This is a genomic window from Devosia pacifica (assembly GCF_014652635.1).
In the GTDB taxonomy this organism is placed as follows: Bacteria; Pseudomonadota; Alphaproteobacteria; order Rhizobiales; family Devosiaceae; genus Devosia; species Devosia pacifica.
Genome location: NZ_BMZE01000003.1, coordinates 196,450 through 216,311 on the forward strand (window position 1 = coordinate 196,450; position 19,862 = coordinate 216,311).

The following is a 19,862-nucleotide window of genomic DNA, read 5'->3' on the forward strand; positions in this document are numbered from 1 at the left end:
CAGATCATCTTGGGGGCAAGAAACCATGGCGCGTGCCGCGCATCGGGCATGGCAGCGTATGCTGTCTGGACGTCGACTGGACATTCTCGATCCTTCGCCACTCGACGTCGAGCTCAGCGATATTGCGCATGGCCTGGCGCGGGTTGCCCGCTGGAACGGGCAGACGCAGGGGGATTACCCGTTTTCAGTGGCCCAGCACTCGGTGCTGGTGCTGGAGCTGTTTCGCGCCGGTAGCGCTGGAGCTTCCGCCGAATCCTGTCTTCACGCGCTGCTGCACGATGCGCCGGAGTATGTGATGGGTGACATCATTTCCCCCTTCAAGGCGGCGATGGGCGGAAACTATCGCGATGTCGAGGAGCGGCTGCTAGGGGCGGTCCACCTGCGGTTCTCACTGCCCTCGGCGCCGGCGCCAGCCACTGCCCGCCAGATCAAGCGGGCCGATCGGGACGCAGCCTATTTCGAGGCGACGCATCTCGCCGGTTTCGCGCCGGAAGAAGCCCGGCGCTTTTTTGGCGAGCCCGATACCGCCCAGTTCGAACTTGATGGCTTTGATACGCTGATCCGGCCATGGCCGACGCGTGAAGCACATGAGCGGTTCATCGCCGCATTCGAGTCGCTGGCGCAAGCAATCTCCTGATCGTGCCCTTTGAGCGTTAAGGTTAACGCAAGATGAACTTTGCCGTAGCCGCCCCGGCATGGTTGAGAATGCGTTAACAGCAGATCGAAAACGCATCAAAACGGGACAGGCGAGCATGTTCAAACGACCAAGCACCTGGCTGGCCGGTGGCCTACTCGCCCTGGGCTCACTTCTGATCCAGCCTGTCATTTTCGCGCAGGAAGACGGGCGCGACCGCGCCAACACGATCGATCCGATCGATCTGATTATTGCTGATGACCGCGCTTACCTGGTGCATCGCGAGCCGTGGGTCGATGAGACCGTGCAGAAGCGCGAAGTGGTCCGGAAAATTGGCTACGGCCGAAGCAGCTACGTCACCATCGACACCACCTCGACCGGCACATACTCGACCGATGGGCTCGTCTCCTCGCATGTTCAGTACCCAGGCATCGAGGTCGAGGATCTCGGCCATCCGATCTATTGGGTTGCCCGCTATCTCAGGGACGGAGCCTGGGTACGCCTGCCCTTCGCACGCAGTTCCTCGTTCGTCTATTACGACCGCAACGAGCGCATCGGCATAAGTTCACATCGTGGCGGCCCCACATGCGTGTGGACCAACAACCTTCGCGTGTGCTGAGCGCTAGCCGACGTGTGCTGAGCGCTAGCCGAACAGCCAACCGGACTTGAACTTGTAGAAGACGTGGAGGCCGATCTGCGTCACCTTGTTCATGCGCGGGGCCCAGGCGGGTCGCACATAGGTTGCGTGGTAGTGCGTCGCGTCGTTGACCTCGGCGAGGTAGAGTTCGCCGTTGACCACCTTTTCCGCGATCTCCTCGGCCTGCGTCCACGACTTGCGGTCATTGATTGTCTCGGGGATGCCGTCACAGGCGAACGAGAACTGGCAGGCATTGCGGCGATGCTGGTTCTGGAAGACGACGCCGCATATGGTCGAGGGATAGCGCCGGTCCTTGACGCGGTTCAAGACGACCTGGGCCACTGCCACCTGCCCGCGATAGATTTCACCGCGTGCCTCGAAATAAATCGCCGTCGCCAGGCACCACATTTCCTTTTCGCCGACGTTCATTGCTTCGCTGGTCAGGTAGCCGTCGCTTGCCGGCTCGTTAGCGCGGGCATAGGCGAGTTGTTCAGAAGCAATGGTGGGCAGCGGCATGTCGGGGTCCCGTGCTGCCTGGCGGATAGCGTCAAGCGCCGCTGCGCCCTTGCTGGTATCGATGGCGGCAATGGAAATGCGCGGCTCGTCCGCCTGCGCGTTGTCATCGGTCGCTGGGACTTCGACTGCAGATTGCGCGAGGGCGACGGAGTCTTCGCGAGCGGTCCGCAGCGCAGCGAGGCGCAACCGGACATCCTCAAAACCTCTGGCGAAATCGGCAATTTCGACGACCGGCTTGAAACGGTCTGTCTTTTCGGCGCGGTTCGGTCCGACAAAACTCCCTGATGTGAACAGGTGCCCCACCGAGCCGGTGATGATGGTGTCGCGGCCGGAATAGCTGAGACTTGCGATAGCCGTGCGCGGCTGCTCGACCTGCGGCAACTCGGCGACTTGCAGTTCCGATGCGGGACCAAGCGCCGATCCGGCCGAGGATAAATACCCTCCGACCGCCAGCACCGCCACAAAGAAGACGCCGGTCAGGGAATGGCGCTTGCGCAAGGGTCTGTCAGTCCGCCCAAGGGCGGCCGACCGGCTCTTTTTAGCCATGTACTCTACTCTACTCGACGCAACTAACACTGCTCGGCACAAGTGACGCTAAAATGCCGACAATTCAGATCATGCGCGATTAGGGTTATTCGAGAGTAAACGGCGTGGCGTTTTGCGCGAATGCCCCCGCCGCAGCTTTCAAGAGCGTGTGAAACAGCCTCAGCGGCAGGCGGCCAGCGTCGGTGCGAGCCGCTCGTCGAGGTCGTCGACATCGAAGCGGACCGAAAGCGAGCGGTTATTGGCGGGGGTGACCCGAACGGACAGATTGTTCGTGCCCCGCAGCCATTGCAGGAAGATCTCGACCTCCTCGGTCGGCTCGATAATCAGCTCGCGTCCGTCGGGGCTCGGCGGCAGAGTCAGGGTCCGGTTTCGCGTCAGATCACGCGTGAACGTCACCCCGGTATTGCTGTTATTCGCCGTGAGCAGCGTGCCGGCGAACCTGAATCGCGTTTCCAGTTCACCATCATTGCAGGCTATGGTCATCGTCGCGCGCCCGCGTCCGCTCGGCTCGGCCGGGATCAACTGCTCGGACTCGAGGATAAAGGCGGCATCATCGACAGGCGCGGCGCGGAACACCGAATCGTAGCAGGCCAGCCGCTCTTCATCATTACCGATTAGCGAGCACTCGGCCGGCGTTGGCTGAGAATACGCAGGTGCAGCCGTTAGCGTTGTCAGCAGAAGCGCTGCGAGGGCCCAGACTTTCAAGAGTGATGGCCTTTCAACAGATTACCGGTTCAATTATGCAGATGCCTGCGCGAGGGTCAGGCGCGCAATAGGTACACGATAGGGTGAACAGCTCACGTAATCGACGCCAAGTCGGCTGAAATAGGCGAGCGATTCCGGATCGCCGGCGTGTTCGCCGCAAATCCCGATCTTGAGGCCCGGATTACTCTCCCGGCCGCGCGCAATCGCCATCGTGATCATCTCCCCGACGCCTTTCTGATCGATCGAGACGAACGGGTCACGCTCATAGATGCCCTTGCGCTGATACGACGCAAGGAAAGTCGGGGCGTCGTCGCGCGAAATGCCGAAGGTCGTCTGGGTCAGATCGTTGGTGCCGAACGAGAAGAAATCCACCATATGGGCGATCTCGCCGGCCCGCAGGCAGGCACGCGGCAATTCGATCATCGTGCCGAACGACAGGCTCGCCTGCTGCGAGCGCAACAGCCCGGAACTCTGCGCGATCGCCATGACCCGTTCGCGCACCCAGGCGACTTCGCTGGCGGTCGAAACGAAAGGCACCATGATCTCGACAGGGATCGTACGCCCGAGTTTTTCGCTGGCAGTCCGCGCCCCGGCCATCAGCGCCTGGATCTGCATCTGCAGCACTTCCGGATAGGTGATCGCCAGCCGCACCCCACGATGCCCGAGCATCGGGTTGACCTCGGCAATGCGCTCGAGCCGCTGTCGCAAGGCCCGGACGGCGAGCCCGAGCGAGGCTGCCGTATCGTCGATATCCTCGTCGGTGCGCGGCAGGAACTCGTGCAGCGGCGGATCGAACAGGCGCACTGTCACTGGCCTGCCCTGCATCGTCGAGAACAGATCGGCATAGTCCCCGCTCTGGAAATCGACCAGCCCTTCGAGCGCCCGTGCCCGATCCGTCTCATCTTCTGACAGGATCATGCGCCGCAGCGCCACCATCCGCTCGGTGCTGAAAAACATATGTTCGGAGCGCGCAAGGCCAATGCCCTCGGCACCGAAGTTGAGCGCCGTCTGTGCCGATTCCACCGTTTCGACATTGGTACGCACCGCAATCGTCCGGCTGGCGTCGGACCAGCCCAGCACGGTCCCCAGTGCACCGCCGATATTCGGCTGGCTGAGTGGCAGCATGCCGAGATAGACCGAGCCATCAGTGCCATCGATCGTCACAGGATCGCCCGTCCGCACATCCTTGTCGCCAATGCGGCAACTCAGTTCCACCGCATTGACGGTGAGGTTGCGCACCCCGGCAACGCATGGCTTGCCGGTGATGCGCGCTATCACACCGGCGTGGCTGGTCATACCGCCACGGGCGGTGAGAATGCCGGTCGCCGCTTTCATGCCCTCGATATCGGCGGGGCCAGTCTCGTTGACGACGAGAATGCAGTGCTTGCCGCGGGCCCTCGTGCGCGCAGCATCCTCGGCGGAAAACACCACGACGCCGCTCGCTGCGCCCGGCGAGACGCCAAGCCCGGTGGCAATCGGCAAAGCGGTTTCCGCCGAACTCAGGCGCGGGTGAAGGATCTGACCAAGACTGCCGGGGTCGATACGATTGACGGCGTTCTGGCGCGTCCAGACGCCGGCATTGGCGCGCTCCACCGCGGCCTCGAGTTCGGCGCCAACGCTCGCCTGGATCGGGCGGGCAGAAAGAAACCTGACGCCACCGCGCTCGAGGGTGACGAGGCAGTTCATGTGCCGCCCCGCCTTGGCATCGAGCAGCGCCACGAGGTCAGAGCACTCATCTGGCAATTGCGGCAGCGGCGCGCGCCCGGTCGCCGCCGGCCCCAACGCACCGCTTGCCGGATCACGGGTCAGGAACTCCGCCAATTCGTCATCGATATTGGCCTGCACCAGGACGATCTGGCGGGCACGATCATCGCTCGAGCGCTGACCATGCCAGGGGCCGCGCTCATAGCCATAGGATTCGAACGCTTCCTTGATCGCCCGTCCCAAAGGGCGCGATGGATCAACGGAATCCCCTTCGCTTACTGGCGCAGGAATACCGGTGCGGGCGGGCATCAGCCCGCCATTGTGAACAGGCGCTGAGGTTCGAACCACCAGTTGCGGCGCCTGCCCGTCCGCGCCGACGAGGCGAAACAGGCAGGAGACCCAATGCACGCGCAGGCGGTTGTCGCGCTTCATGCGCTGGTTCTGCAGCGCTTCCCATGCCGCGCGAGTGATCGCAATCGAGGGAACGGTCGGAAATCCGGCTTCCGAGACGCGATAGATCCAGCGCGCCTTGCCGGCCAACAGCTTGAGCTGGCCCGACGACAGATTTGCCTTGCCCTTCGCCGGAGCGACCGCGAACATTTCCTGGGCGAGGCTCACACTGAAATCCTTGTGTCTTGCACGTTCGCCAATATGGCGCATTCAACCGCTTACCGGCAACACGGCTTGACTTGCCGATAGGGAGAAAGCATCTGAGCACTATGCAGACACGCCCAAAGCTAGAGATTGTCCTGTGTGCCCCGCGCGGCTTCTGCGCCGGTGTGGACCGGGCTATCCAGATCGTCGAACTGGCGCTCAAGAAGTACGGTCCGCCGGTCTATGTGCGTCACGCGATCGTGCACAACAAATTTGTTGTCGAAGGGCTGGAAGCGCGCGGCGCCATCTTTGTCGAGGAACTGGACGAGATTCCGGAGACCGAGGCCCCGGTGGTGTTTTCCGCCCATGGCGTGCCGAAAAGCGTTCCCGCCGGCGCCAAGGCGCGCAACATGTTCTTTCTCGATGCAACCTGTCCGCTGGTCTCGAAGGTGCATGTCGAAGCGCGCCGCCATTTCGAGGACGGCCACGAGATCGTCTTGATCGGCCATGCCGGGCATCCCGAAGTCGTCGGCACGATGGGGCAATTGCCTGAGGGCGCGATCACTCTCGTCGAGAATGTCGCTGACGCCGAAGCGCTCGAGCCGAAAGACCCCGCCAATCTGGCCTTCGTGACCCAGACGACGCTCTCAGTCGATGACACGCGCGAAATCGTAACGGCGTTGCAGCGGCGTTTTCCGGGTATCAACAGCCCGCACAAGGAAGACATCTGCTACGCGACGACGAACCGTCAGGAGGCGATCAAGGCGGTCGCGCCTGAGGTCGATGCCATGATCGTCGTGGGCTCGCCGCATTCGTCGAATTCGCAGCGCCTCGTTGAGGTGGCTTTGCGCTCCGGGTGTCCCACTGCAATGCTTGTCGATCGCGCCAACGAGATCGACTGGAGCCGCTACGGCGATATTGCTTCCCTCGGCATCAGTGCCGGCGCCTCGGCACCCGAGAGCCTCGTCGAGGAGGTGATCACGGCGTTCTCCGAGCGGTATGAGGTCTCCGTCACCACCCACGTTACGGCCGAGGAATCGATCGCCTTCAACGTCCCGCGCGTCTTGCGCGAACTCGCCGCCGAGGCCGGTCGTTGACAAACGCGCCGCTGATAGAGACCGAGCGTCTCGCGCTCTATGGCTGGCGCGAAGATCAGTTGGAGGATCTGATCCGTCTGCATGGCTACCCGGAAGTCAGCCGCTTCCTGCGTTCGGATGGCCTTCCATGGACACGCGAACAGTGCGAGACCGCCCTTGCGCTTTGGATGCAGCTTTACGAGACGCGGCGGCTCGGCAAACTGCGTATCGTGCGCAAGAGCGACGGCGTATTCATCGGACGGGCCGGCTTCGGCGTCTACAAGACCGGCGAGCCAGAGATCGGTTACGCCCTCCTGCCCGAACACTGGGGCAACGGCTACGCCTACGAAGCCGCGTCCGGTCTCAGGGACTGGATTTTTTCTGAAACCGACGAGCCGCATTTCATCGGCTTTGCCGATACCAGAAATGCAGCATCTCTGGCCATTCTCGCGCGCATCGGCATGCGAAAGACGCATGTTGAAACAGAACAGGGGCTCGGCACCCAGTTTCACGTCCTCAACCGCCCATGAGTGCAGTCATCATCCACACCGATGGCGCCTGCTCCGGCAATCCCGGCCCCGGCGGGTGGGGCGCGATCCTCGAATACGAGGGGCGTACCAGGGAGTTGAAGGGCGGCGCCAAGCTGACCACCAACAACCAGATGGAGCTGACAGCGGCAATTGAAGCGCTGCAAGCCCTCAAGCGCCCATGCACCGTCGAAATCCATACCGACAGCCAATATCTGCGAAACGGCATCATGAGCTGGATACACGGCTGGAAACGCAATGGCTGGAAGACCGCCGCCAAAAAGCCGGTCAAGAATGTCGAACTCTGGCAGGCACTCGACGAGGCGCTCAAGACCCACGAAGTCTCTTGGCATTGGGTGAAGGGGCACGCCGGGCATGATCTCAACGAGCGCGCCGATGCACTCGCCAATGAGGGCATGGCGCCATTCAAATAGCTGATGGGAATCAGCCTGCGCCGAACACGCCCTTCATCCGGTCGATAAGCGGGATCAACACATATTTCGCGAGAGGGATGAGCGCCGCACCGATTGCAAGCGCCAATAGACCCGATGCCACGGCCCCGGTGACCCACGCAACGATGCTTGCAGCCTGTGGAACGGCGTCGGCAGCGCTATGCTCCAGCGTCTCGATCGCGTGTTCGATGCCGGCAAAGCCGAAACTGGCGAGACCATGGACAATAATTCCTCCGCCGACCCAGAGCATTGCCGCAGTGCCAACCACCGTGAGCGCACGCATGAAGATCGGCATGGCGCGGACCAGCCAGCGCCCGAACGCGCGGCCAAAGCCGGTCAGGGCATTGCGCGCCATGAACACCCCGAAATCGTCGGCCTTCACAATCAACGCCACGCTGCCATAGACGGCGACGGTGATGGCGATAGCCACCAACGCCAAGACCAGGAGTTGCGTGATGAAATCGCCGGCTGGGATCTCGGCCAGCGTGATCGTCATGATCTCAGCCGAGAGTATGAAATCAGTCTGGATCGCGCCGGCGACCTTTTCTTCTTCTAGCGCGGCGGGGCTTACCGCCAATGCTTCCTTGCCGACATGCGCTTCCGAATGGTGCGGGAACAGCGATTCGGACACTTTCTCCGCGCCTTCGAAGGCCAGATAGGCGCCTCCAAGCATCAGCAGCGGCGAGATGAAGCCAGGCAGGAACAGGCTCAACAAGAGCGCAATGGGCAGCAGGATGACCAGCTTGTTGCGCACCGAGCCGATTGCGATCTTTCCGATAATCGGCAGTTCACGATCGGCGGAAAAGCCGTGAACATAGCTCGGGGCCACCGCCGCGTCGTCGATGACGGCACCAGCGGCCTTTGCGCCTGCCTTGGCCGCTTGGCCCGCGATATCATCGAGCGAGGCCGCCGCAACCTTGGCGAGCGCAGCCACATCGTCGAGCAGTGCCAGGAGGCCAACGCTCATAAAACCTACCCAGCAATTCGGGAGAAGTCGGCGACCAGATGCATCGTGTCGCGAAGGCGCGCCAGAAGGTTCAGCCGGTTCTCACGAACGGCTGCATCGGCATCGTTCACCAGCACCTTGTCGAAGAACGCATCGACCGGCTGGCGCAGTGCCGACAAGGCGGTCACGGCGCCTGCATAGTCGTCCTGCGCCAAGCGGTCGGAGACGGTTTCGGCAGCGGCGCCTACGGCGTCAGCCAGCGCCACCTCTTCCGGCTCGCGCAAAGACGTCTTTTCGACGCTTCCGGGATACGAACGGCCGTCCTTTTTCTCCTCGGCAACCAGGATGTTGACGGCGCGTCGATAGCCGGCAAGGAGGTTTTCACCATCTGCCGTGGCGAGCAGGTTGGACAGTGCTTCGACGCGCCTGGTAATCTCGAGGATATCGTTGCTGTCTTCGGCAATCACCGCGTCGACGAGATCGTGCCGTGCTCCGGCATCGCGCAGGCTCACCTTCAGCCGGTCGTGGAAGAAGGAGAGCAGTTCCGGTTCGACATCGAGCGGCAACCGTAGCCCGTTTTCGGTAACGATGCGGATCACGCCGAGCGCAGCGCGGCGCAGCGCAAACGGGTCGCGCGAGCCCGTCGGCTTTTCGTCAATCGCCCAGAACCCGGTCAGGAGATCGAGCTTGTCGGCAAGCGCGACAGCGATCGAGACAGGCTCGGTCGGCACCCGGTCCGACGGGCCGAGTGGCTTGTAGTGCATCTCAATCGCCGTGGCGATCTCGGTCGGCTCGCCTTGCGCCGCCGCGTAATAGCGTCCCATCAGGCCCTGTAGTTCAGGGAACTCGCCGACCATGCCGGTGACGAGATCGGCCTTGGCCAGCATCGCCGCACGTTTGGTGCGCTCGACATCAGCGCCGACCTGTGGGGCCAGTTCTCCCGCCAGCTTTACCAGGCGCTCGACGCGTACGAACTGCGTGCCAAGTTTTTGGTGAAACACCATGTCCTCAAGCTTGGGAAGACCGTGTTCCAGCGGGATCGCAAGGTCGTGCTTATAAAAGAACATCGCATCGCTCAGCCGCGCGCGGATGACGCGCTCATTGCCTGCGATGATCGTCTGTCCGCCGTCCTCGGCAATTGTGTTGGACGTGATGATGAAGTTCGGCGCCAGCTTGCCGTCCGCGCCGCGCAGGCAGAAGCATTTCTGATTGGCGCGAATGGTCGCGATGATGACCTCTTCGGGCAGTTCGAGAAAGCGCGGATCGAACGACCCCATCATCACTACGGGCCACTCGACCAGACCGGCGACTTCTTCCAGAAGCCCCTCATCGGCGATGACACTCAGTCCCTGCGCGAACGCCAAGTGCTCGGCATCAGTGCGGATCGTGTCCTTGCGCCGGTCGAGATCGATCACGACCTTGGCCCGCTCGAGCTCTGTCTGATAGTCGTCGAACCGGCGAATGCGGATCGCGTCGGGCGCGAGGAAACGGTGACCATAGGTGGTCTGCCCCGCCTTGAGTTCGCCCACCGTGAAATCGATGATCGCCGGGTCTTCGTTTTCCGGCCCGAAGGTTGCGGTAATGGCGCGCAACGGGCGCACCCAGTGCATGTCCCCACGGCCCCAGCGCATTGATTTCGCCCAGCTGAAGTCTCCGATGATCTTCGGCAGGATGGTTGCGAGCAGCGTTTCGGCATCGGCGCCGGGACGCTCGATGGTCGCAACGTAGAAATCACCCTTTTTCGGGTCGCTCGTGACCTGGGCCTCATCGATTGAGTTGAGCCCCGCTGACCGCAGGAACCCCTCGACGGCCTTTTCCGGCGCGCCGACTTTCGGGCCCTTGCGCTCTTCACGCGTATCGGGAGACCGTGCCGGCACACCCGAGACCGTCAGCGCCAACCGTCGCGGCGTCACGAACGCGCGCGCACCCTCGTAGACGAGGCCGGCATCCACCATCGCATCGGTAACCGCCTTCATGAGGTCATCGGCGGCGCGGCGCTGGAAACGGGCGGGGATTTCTTCCGAGAAGAGTTCGAGCAGCAGTTCGGGCATGAAGAGAACCAGCATTCAGTGTGGGCACGCCTGCCTAGCAAGCGCGGCCCGCCAAGTCTACTGGACGTTGCCGGGCCGCCCTGCCTCACTTGCTGCTCGCCCGCGCTATTCAGCGCGCTCCGCCAGCCGCTGGTAGCGGCCGAGCCGGAAGAACTGAACTTCGCGCCACAGCCGTATCGTTGGCTTGGCCGCGAACAGGATCGAGCCGATCAGGAACAGCCACGTCGCCGGTATCTGCGTGCTGTCGAAAAAGAACAGGATACTACCGACGACGAATGAGCCGGCGGCGCCGAAATCGACGACGGTGTACCAGAGTTCTGTCACGGCATATAGCCGCTGATGGTCCGGGGATTTGTTCCTGTGCCGGGGGTCAAACCAGCGCATGTGCTATCTCCTGTCTTGTCGGTTCAAATGGTGCGAGGCCCACTGGTCGTCACCAGCCGCCGCCGCCACCGCCGCCGCCTCCGCCACCCGAGAAGCCGCCCCCACCAACGCCGGAAGACGAGGAGCTCGTCGGGGCGGCTGCCGCCATCGCCGAATTCAGCCCGGCGGCGGTCGCAGCCATGCTTCCGGCAACGCGAGAGGGCGAATAGCTCCCTGTCCCGCTATACCAGCGCGGCCGATATTCGGCGCTGGCTCCCGTGTCGGAGGCCCGCGCCAACGCCGCGGAGAAATGCTCCGACCAGGGCTTTTCCACCCCGAGCGCGATGGCATAGGGCAAGAGTCGCTCAAACCGTTCCACCGTCATTGGCGGTTCGTCGCGCATGTTGAGGCGCTCCTTCTCGGCGGTCTCGAGATAAAGCTTCAGCCCGTCGATCTGATCCATGACCTTGCGGCCCTGTATCGTGGGTGCACGCATTAGCACCACAAATGCCACGGTGATCGCAACGATCGAGAATGCCGCGACGACGGCATAGGAAAGATCAATGCCGCTGATCATGTCCGCCAGCATGCTGCTGAACTGAACGCCGATGACCACGGCCCACACGCTGACGAAAATCGTCGCCAGGCCGGGGCGTTCGATCATGTCGGCGACCACCGAGAAGAACACGCCGACAAACACCCCGCCGACAAACGCGAAGATCAGCCATTCAAACGGCAAGTATCCGAGCCAAACCATGCCGGCGACGGCGGCGAGCGCCAGAACAATGCCGATGGTGGAATAGAGCCAGTTGTTCTTGAAGAACATGTCGCGGCTTTCCTGCGCAATGGCACTGGTGAACTCGCCGCGCTTGGTCACCAGTGTCTTGCCGATCTTCTTGCCGATGACGACGCTGCGCCGCGAATTGATGAACCGGTAGAGCACCGCTTCTCCCGGCGGCAACTCACCCTCGGGCTGATCGCCCGTCACCCTGAGGGCGATCTTGTCATCTGAATTGTCGACTGTGATCAGCCCCTTCACTCCGAGATTGAACGCCGCTGCGGTCAGCGCCAGCCAGCCGCCCTGCTTCCAGCCCCAGTTGTGCACATAGTGAACGAGAGCCGGCGAGAAGCCCTTGGGCGGGTGATAGAGCGGAATGATCGTGCCTTTCGGCGGGTCCCGGCCGACAGCGCTCCAACTGCTGAAGAAATAGGCGAGCACGGCCAAAACTGCCGCCAAAGGCAGGAGCAGGTCCTGCCGATCATAGAACCAGTAGAAGAGCTGCTGAGTACCATCGGGTCCGACAAGAACGCCCTTGTCGAAACTGACGGCAACGGTCAGGCCCTCGCGCGGCGCCAATGGACGCTGCGCTTCGAACAGCACCGTCCCATCGCCCTGCCGCGTTATATCGACCGACTGGTCGGTTGAGCCGCGCGGGCCGACAAACCCCGCTGTATCGAGAATTTCTGCCCCATCCGGCAGGTGCACCGTGGCTTCGGCATTCTCGATGAAGAAATCCCAGTAGGTGCCGGTAGCATTCCAGTAGATCTCGTCATAGTCCGCAAAAAAGCGGCCCATACGGTCCATCGTATAGCGAATGACGTAGCGGTGCGCTCCGGTGCCGATCCGCACATCCGGATCACCGATCCATAGCCGCATGACATCCTGCATGCGCTCCAGACGGAAATTTTCCGGCTCGCCGTCCCTCGTAACGCTCAGCACATCGATGGCGGAGCGCATCAGGTTACCGTCATCGTCGACCATGCTCAGCGGCACGTCGCGGAAGATGCCGCGCCGGATCTGCCGGCCCAGCGCGATGACCTCGATTGTCTCCACCACCTCGACCGAAGCATCGGGCCTCAGGGTGATGTCGCTGTGAAACTGTTGGATCTGTTCACGCTGCTGCGCCTGCAGCGGCTGCTGCAGGCAGACAAAGGCAACAATGGCGAAGAGCAGGCGGACAAGCATGAGCGTCAGGAAAACTTCACGTCGGGAACGGCGCGTTCGGCTTCATCGTCGAGTTCGAAATACTCCGCCTTTTCGAATTTGAACATGTTGGCAACGATGTTCGAGGGCACCGACTCGACGGCGACGTTCAGGTTGCGCACCGCACCGTTATAATAGCGCCGAGCCATCTGGATCTCGTCTTCGAGCGAGCGCAGCGTGTCCTGAAATTCGAGAAAATTGGTGTTCGCCTTGAGGTCGGGATAGGCCTCGGCGACGGCAATCAACCTACCGAGCGCCGCAGACAGCATGCCTTCTGCCTGGGCGCGTTGAGCGGGTGAGGCGCCTTGCGCGGAGTGGGCCGCAGCGCGGGCATTGGTCACCGCCTCGAGCGTTTGGCGCTCATGGCTCATATAGCCTTTCACCGTCTCGAGCATGTTGGGAACCAGATCGGTGCGACGCTTGAGCTGCACGTCGATCCCGGACCAGCCTTCCTCCACAAGTTGGCGCTTGCGTACCAAATCGTTGTAGAGCCAGATGGCGTAGACGACGAGGGCCACGACAACGAGAAGAACGATCCATTCCATGAGCTTCGTCCCAGTTCTTGAGCGGTCGCGCCGAACATTGCCACCGTTGCCGACAGCACACAACAACGACAATTGCACCAGTTTTCGCCCCAATGCGTGATAGTCGGGCAGTTGCGTGGGGCCAACGCGCATCCGCGTTGATCAAAGAGCGCCTCGCACTGCGCGCCGTAACCGGCATTGAAGGTCTCAGGCTCTATCAGGCGCATGAGAAAAGCCGCATCGGCCAATTGCTGCAGGTCACCGGCATGCAGGCCAGTACGCCCTATTGGGCTTATTGCTGGGGCGGAGGGCTGGCGCTCGCACACCATATCGGATGCCACTCGGACCTGGTTGCCAACCGCCGAGTGCTCGATCTCGGCGCCGGGTCGGGACTGGTCGGCATTGCCGCCTTCAAGGCCGGCGCCTCAACGGTTCTCGCCGCAGAGACTGACCCGCTCGGGCGCGTTGCGCTGGGCCTCAATGCGCATGCCAACGCCTCCACCATCACGCTGCTCGATGGCGACCCGACACTTGGCCCACCGCCCCCAGTGGACCTGATTCTCGCCGGAGACGTCTTTTACGCAAAAGACATTGCAAGCACGATGCTGGGTTGGCTTGCGCAATGCCGATCGGCGGGGATCGACGTAATAATCGGCGATCCAGGGCGCACCGATCTGCCTCTGTCCCGCCTCAGCGTCATCGCACGCTACGCGGTCGGTGATTTCGGTGTGAAGTCTTCAACAGACCGGCCGCACGCGGGTGTATATGGCCTCGACTGAGCGCTCTACGCAGCACCGAGCAGCGATGCGGGCGGGTCCCTTGGATCAAATCGCTTCGCTCTGCCCTTGCGCACGCTGCGCCAAACGAGCGGCACCGCAACGATTGCAATGATAATGGCGGGAATACCGGAGAGGTTGATTGACGCGACCTCTTCAAGGATGACCAACACCAGGACCAGAGCTACCCCCAGATAGATCAGCCCGACGCTCAGCCACATGATCCAAAGGCCAGTGCTGCCAGCGATGAACCTGATATCGTTTCTGTGCTCCAGCCGGTGCAGCAGCGCGCGGACAAACGCAGAATATCCCGTGCGTCTGTCCTCGAATGCTCCAAGGCTCACATAGTGCTGGGACCGAAATTTGAGCGGTTTGTGCCCGTGGGATTTGATCGTGCACTGATAGGCGGTGCCGTTCGGTGAGACGTAGTCGATCAGTCTGAGGCTGGTGATGGCGTCAAAGGCAAGTGAGCCGCTTTTCTCGCCCGCCTGCCAGTCGATACCGGTCGGCGTCAGCGTGTAGCGCGCCTCCTTGTCAGTCAGCCCGTTCCTGGCCTGATACTGCATCGACATGCCCGATTGCCCTCATGCACGTGCAGCATAGGAGCGACGATACCGGCTCGCGAGGTGTTTTAGCTCACTCACATGTACTAAGCGGTCAGGCGAAACATCCGCCAATCAGATCCATCAAGCAAAGCCTGCGATCTCATCCTCATGCCTGGTGAGATAAGACGTGTGCCAGAAGCGGTCGAAAAAACCGTATGACGCTAATGGCGGGGCAGATGCTGGCGTCTACAAGCTGGCCTGGTGATCGCTCGCTGCGACGCCCAGGAGCTTTTCCGGCGGATCGCGCGGATCGAAGCGGCTGGCGTAGCCCTTGCGCACGCTGCGCCATGCCAGCGGTAGGGCAGTGGCGACGACGAAGAGAGCCGGAATACCGGACTCGCTGATCGACATCATGTCGTCGAAGATGACCAGCACCAGTATCAGGACGAGGCCCAAGTTGAGGACGAGAACGCCGATCCACATCATCCACAGCGCGGTGCTGCCAGCGATGAACTTGATGTCGTCGCGGTCGGCAAGACGGCTCAACAGTTCGCGCACGAAGGCGGCGTATTGCAAGCGCCGGTCCTCGTAGGCACCTAGGCTGCGGTAATGCTGAGACCGCAACTGCAGCTTTTGGCCATTGGAACGAATAGTGCATTGGTACGTGGTGCCGCCCGGCGAGGCGTACCTGATCAGTCTAAGGCTCACGATATCGGCATAGGACATGGAGCCCCGCCGCTCTCCCATCCACCAGTCAATGCCGGTTGGCGTCAGAGTGTAGCTCTTGATTTGCTCAGTCAGGCCGTTCCTTGCCTGGTACTGATTGGACATGCTGCGTCCTCGTGACCGCCGCAAGCATAAAAGCCTTGGCGGTGCATGCGCGAGGCAGCCATTTGTACTAGCCCGTCATCCGGAACAATCGCCAATCAGCGCCGTCATATGCGACCGGTTCAGACACCGCCGAAAACGGCTCCAGCGCCTTTTGCCAGAAATTCAGCGCGGGTGCGTTCTCCATCAGGACCGGCACGTGCCAGCGGCCCGGATGCGCCTCGAAGATTTCCTTGACCGCCCGACTGCCAAATCCCGTCCTGCGATAGGGCCGCATGACGAAGAATTCTGCCATGAACCAGCAGTCCTCTTCATCCGTCAGCGGACAACCGCGTTTGACGAGAGCAAAGCCTCGAAGCTCGCCATCGCGCTGCAGCAGATAGGGCGTGTGCCAGAACGCCTCGAGAAACTCGTAGTCGTAAAGGCCATCGGCACCGAAGGGCGTGTGCCAGAACGCCTCGAGAAACTCGTAGTCGTAAAGGCCATCGGCACCGATCGGAAAATCGACAACTGCGGCGAGATCGTAGAGGTAGAGCTGAATGAGGCGCGCAACGAGCGGCTTGTCGCGGTCGGATGCGCGTCTCAGAAGGTTCGGATCACTCCGCACCGCCGCCAGCCGTTTGCAGCCATGCCTCGCCGCAGGCTTTCGCCAATTCACGGATCCTGAGGATATAGCTTTGCCGCTCCGTCACCGAAATGACGCCGCGCGCATCAAGCATGTTGAAATTGTGCGAGGCCTTAATCACCTGCTCATAGGCAGGCACCGCCATCGTCTGGCGATTGCCCTCTTTGCCTTTCTCGAGGATTGCCCGGCACTCGTTTTCGGCATCGGTGAAGTGCCGGAACAGGATCTCGGTCTCAGCGACTTCAAAATTGTACTTCGAGAACTCCTGCTCGTTCTGCAGGAACACATCGCCATAGCTGACACGATTTTCGCCGGTGCCGCCATTGAAGTTGAGATCGTAGACATTCTCGACGCCCTGGACATACATCGCAAGGCGCTCGAGACCGTATGTGATCTCACCGGGCACGGGCGAGCATTCAAAGCCCGCCACCTGCTGGAAATAGGTGAACTGGCTGACTTCCATGCCATCACACCAGCATTCCCACCCGAGCCCCCAGGCGCCCAGCGTCGGGCTTTCCCAGTCGTCCTCGACGAACCGGATATCGTGCATTTTCGCATCAAGCCCGATCGCCGCGAGGGACTGCAGATACAGATCCTGGATATTGGCCGGGGACGGCTTCAAAATCACCTGGAACTGATAATAGTGCTGCAGTCGGTTGGGGTTCTCGCCATAGCGGCCGTCGGTCGGGCGGCGCGACGGCTGCACATAGGCTGCGTGCCAGGGGTTTGGGCCCAGCGCCCTCAGGGTCGTCGCAGTGTGAAAGGTTCCCGCACCCATCTGCATGTCGTAAGGCTGCAGGATCACACAGCCCTGCTCCGCCCAGAAATTCTGCAGCGTCAGGATCAACCCCTGAAACGAGTTCTTGGGGTCCATGTGGGGCTTTATAGTGCTCATCGATGCGGTCCGGCTGTAGATGCGCGCGGACCGTAGTGTCGCACCGTGAAGCGGTCAACTGCTCTCGCACCGGAGGCAAGAGAATAGGCCATGCTTGCGCCTGACCATGAAGAGAATGTCATTCTGCGCCGGTTCGGCCTGTCGCAGGCAAGGCTCATTGGCGAAGGTGGCGAGGCGCGTGTCTTCGCCCTCGATGAAAACCGCGTTCTTCGAATTGCGCGTCCCGGAGCAAGCATGGACTCGCTTCGCCAGAGACAGGGTTTGGCTGCCGAGATCGCAAAGTCCGCACATCACCTTCCCTTCGCCACGCCGCATATCGAGACGGTCGAGGAGGTGGAAGGACGTGCGGTCGCGGTGGAACGCAGATTGGCCGGCGTGCCGCTGGCGCACCTGTTCGAGACGATCGAGGGACGGCAGCGGGAAGCTGTGCTCACGTCCTACCTCGATGCAAGTGCGGCGATCCAGACGATTATACCTGACAGACCATATGTCGGCGAGCTCGGTGGCGGACACCCGGTGCGGGCAGACAGCTACCAGCAGTACCTGGGAAAGAAGCTGGAGGCTATTCGCGCCGAGGCTCCCGAGACGTTCTTCGCCGCGCTTGGACCGGACATCGTCGACGCGCTGCCTGATTGCGACGCACCGGCCCTTGTTCATTTTGATATGTTTGCGGGCAATGTCCTGATCGCCGACGGACGCGTCAGCGCCGTTCTCGACTTCGGCGAGACGACCCTTATCGCCGATCCCGCGCTCGAATCGTGGTCAGTTGTTGCCTATCTCGATCCGCAGATTTCACCGAATGCTCGACCGGCTGACAGGGCGCTCGCAATGGCGTGGCTCGAACGGCGCGGCCTTGCAGCGGCCTATCCGGCGGCTCGGCGGTTCATCGCCGCTGCATGGACGCATGCCCATGATGATCCTGCCGTCATGGCTTGGTGCCGGTCGATCTTAATCGAGGGCCGCTAGCGACGGTCGTCCTCTTGATTCTTGTTACGGTCTTCCGGGCGATACGTGCCATCATCACTCCGCTTGAGGTCGATGACATCCGGCCGCTGACGCTCGCGCAGGTCGCGGGCACGGCGACGCGCCTTGTCTTCTTCATCGAGCGATTTGAACTGGCTGGTCCAGTCCCGCCAGATTCGGCGCGCGCCGAAAAAGATCATCAAGCCGATGACGCCGACAACGATCAGGCGCAGAAGCACTGCCGACATGGCTAAAGCCCCAGCCGCGCCCAGTATGCGCGATCTTCCACCGCGCTGTTGACGTCGGCTATGGCCTCGCGCGCCGAAAAACCGAACCGCGGAAGGTTGAGCAGCCCCCGCTTCGGCTCGATCACCCGGGTGCGCACCGTCTTGCCAAAGCGGGTACGCAGCGTTTCGTGCAGATCCCCTAGATGGTCGACGAGCCCGAGCTTGATCCCACGTACGCCGGTCCACCATTCGCCGGTGAACAACTCGTCGTCAGGTGCTTTCAGCCGATCGCCGCGGCGCTGCTTTACATGATCGATAAAGACCTGATGGATATCGAGCTCGAAGCCCTTGATCCGCTCAACGTCTTCAGCCTTTTCTGGAAGGAAGGGATCGAGCGTCGACTTGTTTCGGCCGGCGGTGTGCACCCGGCGTTCGACACCAAGCTTGGCGATGGCATCGACAAAGCCGAACGTCGCCATGATCACGCCGATCGAGCCGACGATGGAGGATGGGTCGGCGATGATCTCGTCGCCAGCGACGGCGATGAAGTAGCCGCCAGAGGCCGCAGCATCCTCGACGAACACCAGCACCGGCTTGTTGTGTTCGTTGGCCAGATCGCGAATGCGCTTCGAAATCAGCCGCGATTGCACCGGAGAGCCGCCCGGCGAATTGACGATGATCGCGACAGCCGGGGCCGACTTCATCGCAAAAGCGCGTTTCAGCAATGGCGCCACGGTCGCAAGGTTCAGCCGTCCCGGGCGTTGTTCCGCAGCGATCACGCCATGTAGCCGGACCACCGGCACCACCGGTCCTTCGCGCTTGAAGATCCGCCGGATGGTGTTGCCGAACCCCGTCGACTTTGACGCCATATCGCTCCCTTTCGTGTTTCGGCAGATTTAGGGGGTTGTCGGGGCAATTACCAGTCGAGCCGGGCTTCACCGCGAAAGATTGCCTCGAACTCGGGCATGAACGCCCGTCCCTCACGGGCGTGAAGGTAACGTGGTGTTAACATCCGAAGCGGTGCGCGTGAGCCTTTTCGGGCCCGGACCAGGATCCTCGTCGCATCCGCTTCCGGGCGCGGCGAAAGCGGCAACAGGCAGATGGCGCCGAAGCGCTGATCGAAGGCGCTGATCAGCGGCACCAGCCCCGCCGCCGGATAGATGAAGACGATTTCGCCGCCCGCCGCCGCGCATGTCGCCGCCGCCCGAACCCAAAGATCAAGCGCTTCAGCGGCCATATGTCGCGCATCGGCGCGCGCCGCTCCCGCCCGCGTTCCGGCCGCCTCATCGAAGAATGGCGGATTGGCGATCACCCGCGAAAACGCGTCCGGCTCGAGCCCTGCGGCCTGCCGATCCCGGCCTCTGGCGCAGACATCGACGCAGATTGCCTCGGCACGGGTGGAAAAACCGTTACGTGCGAGATTCTTGTGGGTCAGCGGCAGGATCGCCTCGTCGCGTTCCGCCAGCAGCGCGCTCAGCGACGAATTGTGATGCATCGCAACGAGGCTGGCTGTGCCAACACCGGCGCCGAGGTCCAGCAGACGCCCCTTCCCTGCCCCGACTGCCGCACCAAGGAGGACGCTATCGAGCCCGGCACGAAAGCCCTTCGCGGGCTGCAAGACGGCCAGCCGACCGCCGAGAAACGCATCCTCGGTCGGCTCTAGACGTTTTACAAAGTCTTCAGCGTGGTCTAGGGACATCGCACCTATCGGGCGTGTGGCATCCCTTATCTAGCGCCACCCACG

22 protein-coding genes are annotated in these 19,862 nt (G+C 62.0%); 7 read left to right on the forward strand and 15 right to left on the reverse strand.

Going from position 1 to position 19,862, the window contains the following annotated elements; translation table 11 throughout:
• Nucleotides 1–25: 25 nt before the first annotated feature.
• Complete coding sequence (locus tag IE127_RS13790) at nucleotides 26–637, forward strand: HD domain-containing protein (protein ID WP_189426301.1); 612 nt, start codon at nucleotides 26–28, stop codon at nucleotides 635–637.
• A gap of 115 nt (nucleotides 638–752) precedes the next feature.
• On the forward strand, nucleotides 753–1,253 hold the full coding sequence (locus IE127_RS13795) for a hypothetical protein (protein ID WP_189426302.1): 501 nt from the start codon (nucleotides 753–755) through the stop codon (nucleotides 1,251–1,253).
• Between the two features lie 24 nt (nucleotides 1,254–1,277).
• Here IE127_RS13795 and IE127_RS13800 read toward each other — a convergent pair whose 3' ends face one another.
• From IE127_RS13800 to IE127_RS13810, 3 genes are all read right to left on the reverse strand, one after another.
• Entirely contained in the window at nucleotides 1,278–2,333 is a 1,056-nt protein-coding gene (locus IE127_RS13800) for a cell wall hydrolase (RefSeq protein ID WP_189426303.1), read from the reverse strand.
• 159 nt (nucleotides 2,334–2,492) lie between these two features.
• Nucleotides 2,493–3,038: a hypothetical protein gene (locus tag IE127_RS13805; RefSeq protein WP_189426304.1), complete on the reverse strand. Its 546-nt coding sequence runs from the start codon at nucleotides 3,036–3,038 to the stop codon at nucleotides 2,493–2,495.
• A 33-nt stretch (nucleotides 3,039–3,071) separates the two neighbouring features.
• Nucleotides 3,072–5,360 carry a putative PEP-binding protein gene (locus IE127_RS13810; protein ID WP_189426305.1) on the reverse strand — a complete coding sequence of 763 codons (2,289 nt, stop codon included), beginning with the start codon at nucleotides 5,358–5,360 and terminating at the stop codon, nucleotides 3,072–3,074.
• A gap of 101 nt (nucleotides 5,361–5,461) precedes the next feature.
• Here IE127_RS13810 and ispH point away from each other — a divergent pair, with 101 nt between their 5' ends.
• From ispH to rnhA, 3 genes are read left to right on the forward strand one after another with little or no spacing between them, the layout of a single operon-like run.
• The gene (gene ispH, locus IE127_RS13815; RefSeq protein WP_189426306.1) at nucleotides 5,462–6,433 is read left to right on the forward strand and encodes a 4-hydroxy-3-methylbut-2-enyl diphosphate reductase; all 972 of its coding nucleotides are present in this window, start codon (nucleotides 5,462–5,464) and stop codon (nucleotides 6,431–6,433) included.
• On the forward strand, nucleotides 6,430–6,942 hold the full coding sequence (locus IE127_RS13820; protein ID WP_189426307.1) for a GNAT family N-acetyltransferase: 513 nt from the start codon (nucleotides 6,430–6,432) through the stop codon (nucleotides 6,940–6,942). Before ispH ends, IE127_RS13820 begins: the two co-directional genes overlap by 4 nt.
• Complete coding sequence (gene rnhA / locus IE127_RS13825) at nucleotides 6,939–7,373, forward strand: ribonuclease HI (RefSeq protein ID WP_189426308.1); 435 nt, start codon at nucleotides 6,939–6,941, stop codon at nucleotides 7,371–7,373. Before IE127_RS13820 ends, rnhA begins: the two co-directional genes overlap by 4 nt.
• Before the next feature lie 10 nt (nucleotides 7,374–7,383).
• On the opposite strand, the gene IE127_RS13830 is transcribed toward rnhA, so the two are convergent.
• The 5 genes from IE127_RS13830 to IE127_RS13850 form a co-directional block, all read right to left on the reverse strand.
• Nucleotides 7,384–8,358 (reverse strand): DUF808 domain-containing protein, encoded by a 975-nt coding sequence (locus IE127_RS13830; protein ID WP_189426309.1) that lies wholly within the window; start codon nucleotides 8,356–8,358, stop codon nucleotides 7,384–7,386.
• A gap of 5 nt (nucleotides 8,359–8,363) precedes the next feature.
• Entirely contained in the window at nucleotides 8,364–10,388 is a 2,025-nt protein-coding gene (glyS, locus tag IE127_RS13835) for a glycine--tRNA ligase subunit beta (RefSeq protein WP_189426310.1), read from the reverse strand.
• A 105-nt stretch (nucleotides 10,389–10,493) separates the two neighbouring features.
• Entirely contained in the window at nucleotides 10,494–10,772 is a 279-nt protein-coding gene (locus IE127_RS13840) for a YrhK family protein (RefSeq protein ID WP_189426311.1), read from the reverse strand.
• A 49-nt stretch (nucleotides 10,773–10,821) separates the two neighbouring features.
• A complete protein-coding gene (locus tag IE127_RS13845; protein ID WP_189426312.1) occupies nucleotides 10,822–12,717 on the reverse strand; it encodes a DUF2207 domain-containing protein in 1,896 nt (631 codons plus the stop codon).
• A gap of 5 nt (nucleotides 12,718–12,722) precedes the next feature.
• Nucleotides 12,723–13,280 (reverse strand): LemA family protein, encoded by a 558-nt coding sequence (locus IE127_RS13850; protein ID WP_189426313.1) that lies wholly within the window; start codon nucleotides 13,278–13,280, stop codon nucleotides 12,723–12,725.
• Between the two features lie 137 nt (nucleotides 13,281–13,417).
• On the opposite strand from IE127_RS13850, the gene IE127_RS13855 reads away from it, so the two are divergent.
• Nucleotides 13,418–14,038 (forward strand): class I SAM-dependent methyltransferase, encoded by a 621-nt coding sequence (locus tag IE127_RS13855; protein ID WP_244640201.1) that lies wholly within the window; start codon nucleotides 13,418–13,420, stop codon nucleotides 14,036–14,038.
• Nucleotides 14,039–14,043: 5 nt separating this feature from the next.
• Here the strand turns inward: IE127_RS13855 and IE127_RS13860 are convergent, their stop codons facing one another.
• The 4 genes from IE127_RS13860 to IE127_RS13875 all read right to left on the reverse strand — a co-directional run bounded on the left by IE127_RS13860 (nucleotide 14,044) and on the right by IE127_RS13875 (nucleotide 16,907).
• On the reverse strand, nucleotides 14,044–14,607 hold the full coding sequence (locus IE127_RS13860) for a hypothetical protein (protein WP_189426315.1): 564 nt from the start codon (nucleotides 14,605–14,607) through the stop codon (nucleotides 14,044–14,046).
• Nucleotides 14,608–14,826: 219 nt separating this feature from the next.
• A complete protein-coding gene (locus IE127_RS13865; RefSeq protein ID WP_189426316.1) occupies nucleotides 14,827–15,411 on the reverse strand; it encodes a hypothetical protein in 585 nt (194 codons plus the stop codon).
• A 67-nt stretch (nucleotides 15,412–15,478) separates the two neighbouring features.
• Nucleotides 15,479–16,015, reverse strand: coding sequence for a GNAT family N-acetyltransferase (locus tag IE127_RS13870; protein WP_189426317.1), 537 nt, complete (start codon nucleotides 16,013–16,015; stop codon nucleotides 15,479–15,481).
• A complete protein-coding gene (locus tag IE127_RS13875; protein ID WP_189426776.1) occupies nucleotides 16,005–16,907 on the reverse strand; it encodes a glycine--tRNA ligase subunit alpha in 903 nt (300 codons plus the stop codon). The genes IE127_RS13870 and IE127_RS13875 overlap by 11 nt, the downstream gene beginning before the upstream one ends.
• Before the next feature lie 111 nt (nucleotides 16,908–17,018).
• Between IE127_RS13875 and IE127_RS13880 the strand changes: the two genes are divergently transcribed.
• Nucleotides 17,019–17,894: a phosphotransferase family protein gene (locus IE127_RS13880; protein WP_189426318.1), complete on the forward strand. Its 876-nt coding sequence runs from the start codon at nucleotides 17,019–17,021 to the stop codon at nucleotides 17,892–17,894.
• Here IE127_RS13880 and IE127_RS13885 read toward each other — a convergent pair.
• The 3 genes from IE127_RS13885 to IE127_RS13895 are packed head-to-tail and all read right to left on the reverse strand — an operon-like array spanning nucleotide 17,891 to nucleotide 19,817.
• Nucleotides 17,891–18,139 (reverse strand): hypothetical protein, encoded by a 249-nt coding sequence (locus IE127_RS13885; RefSeq protein ID WP_189426319.1) that lies wholly within the window; start codon nucleotides 18,137–18,139, stop codon nucleotides 17,891–17,893. The two genes, IE127_RS13880 and IE127_RS13885, sit on opposite strands and share 4 nt — an antisense overlap.
• Nucleotides 18,140–18,141: 2 nt before the next feature.
• Entirely contained in the window at nucleotides 18,142–18,987 is an 846-nt protein-coding gene (locus tag IE127_RS13890; protein ID WP_189426320.1) for a S49 family peptidase, read from the reverse strand.
• A 47-nt stretch (nucleotides 18,988–19,034) separates the two neighbouring features.
• A complete protein-coding gene (locus tag IE127_RS13895; protein ID WP_189426321.1) occupies nucleotides 19,035–19,817 on the reverse strand; it encodes a tRNA1(Val) (adenine(37)-N6)-methyltransferase in 783 nt (260 codons plus the stop codon).
• Nucleotides 19,818–19,862 lie beyond the last annotated feature (45 nt).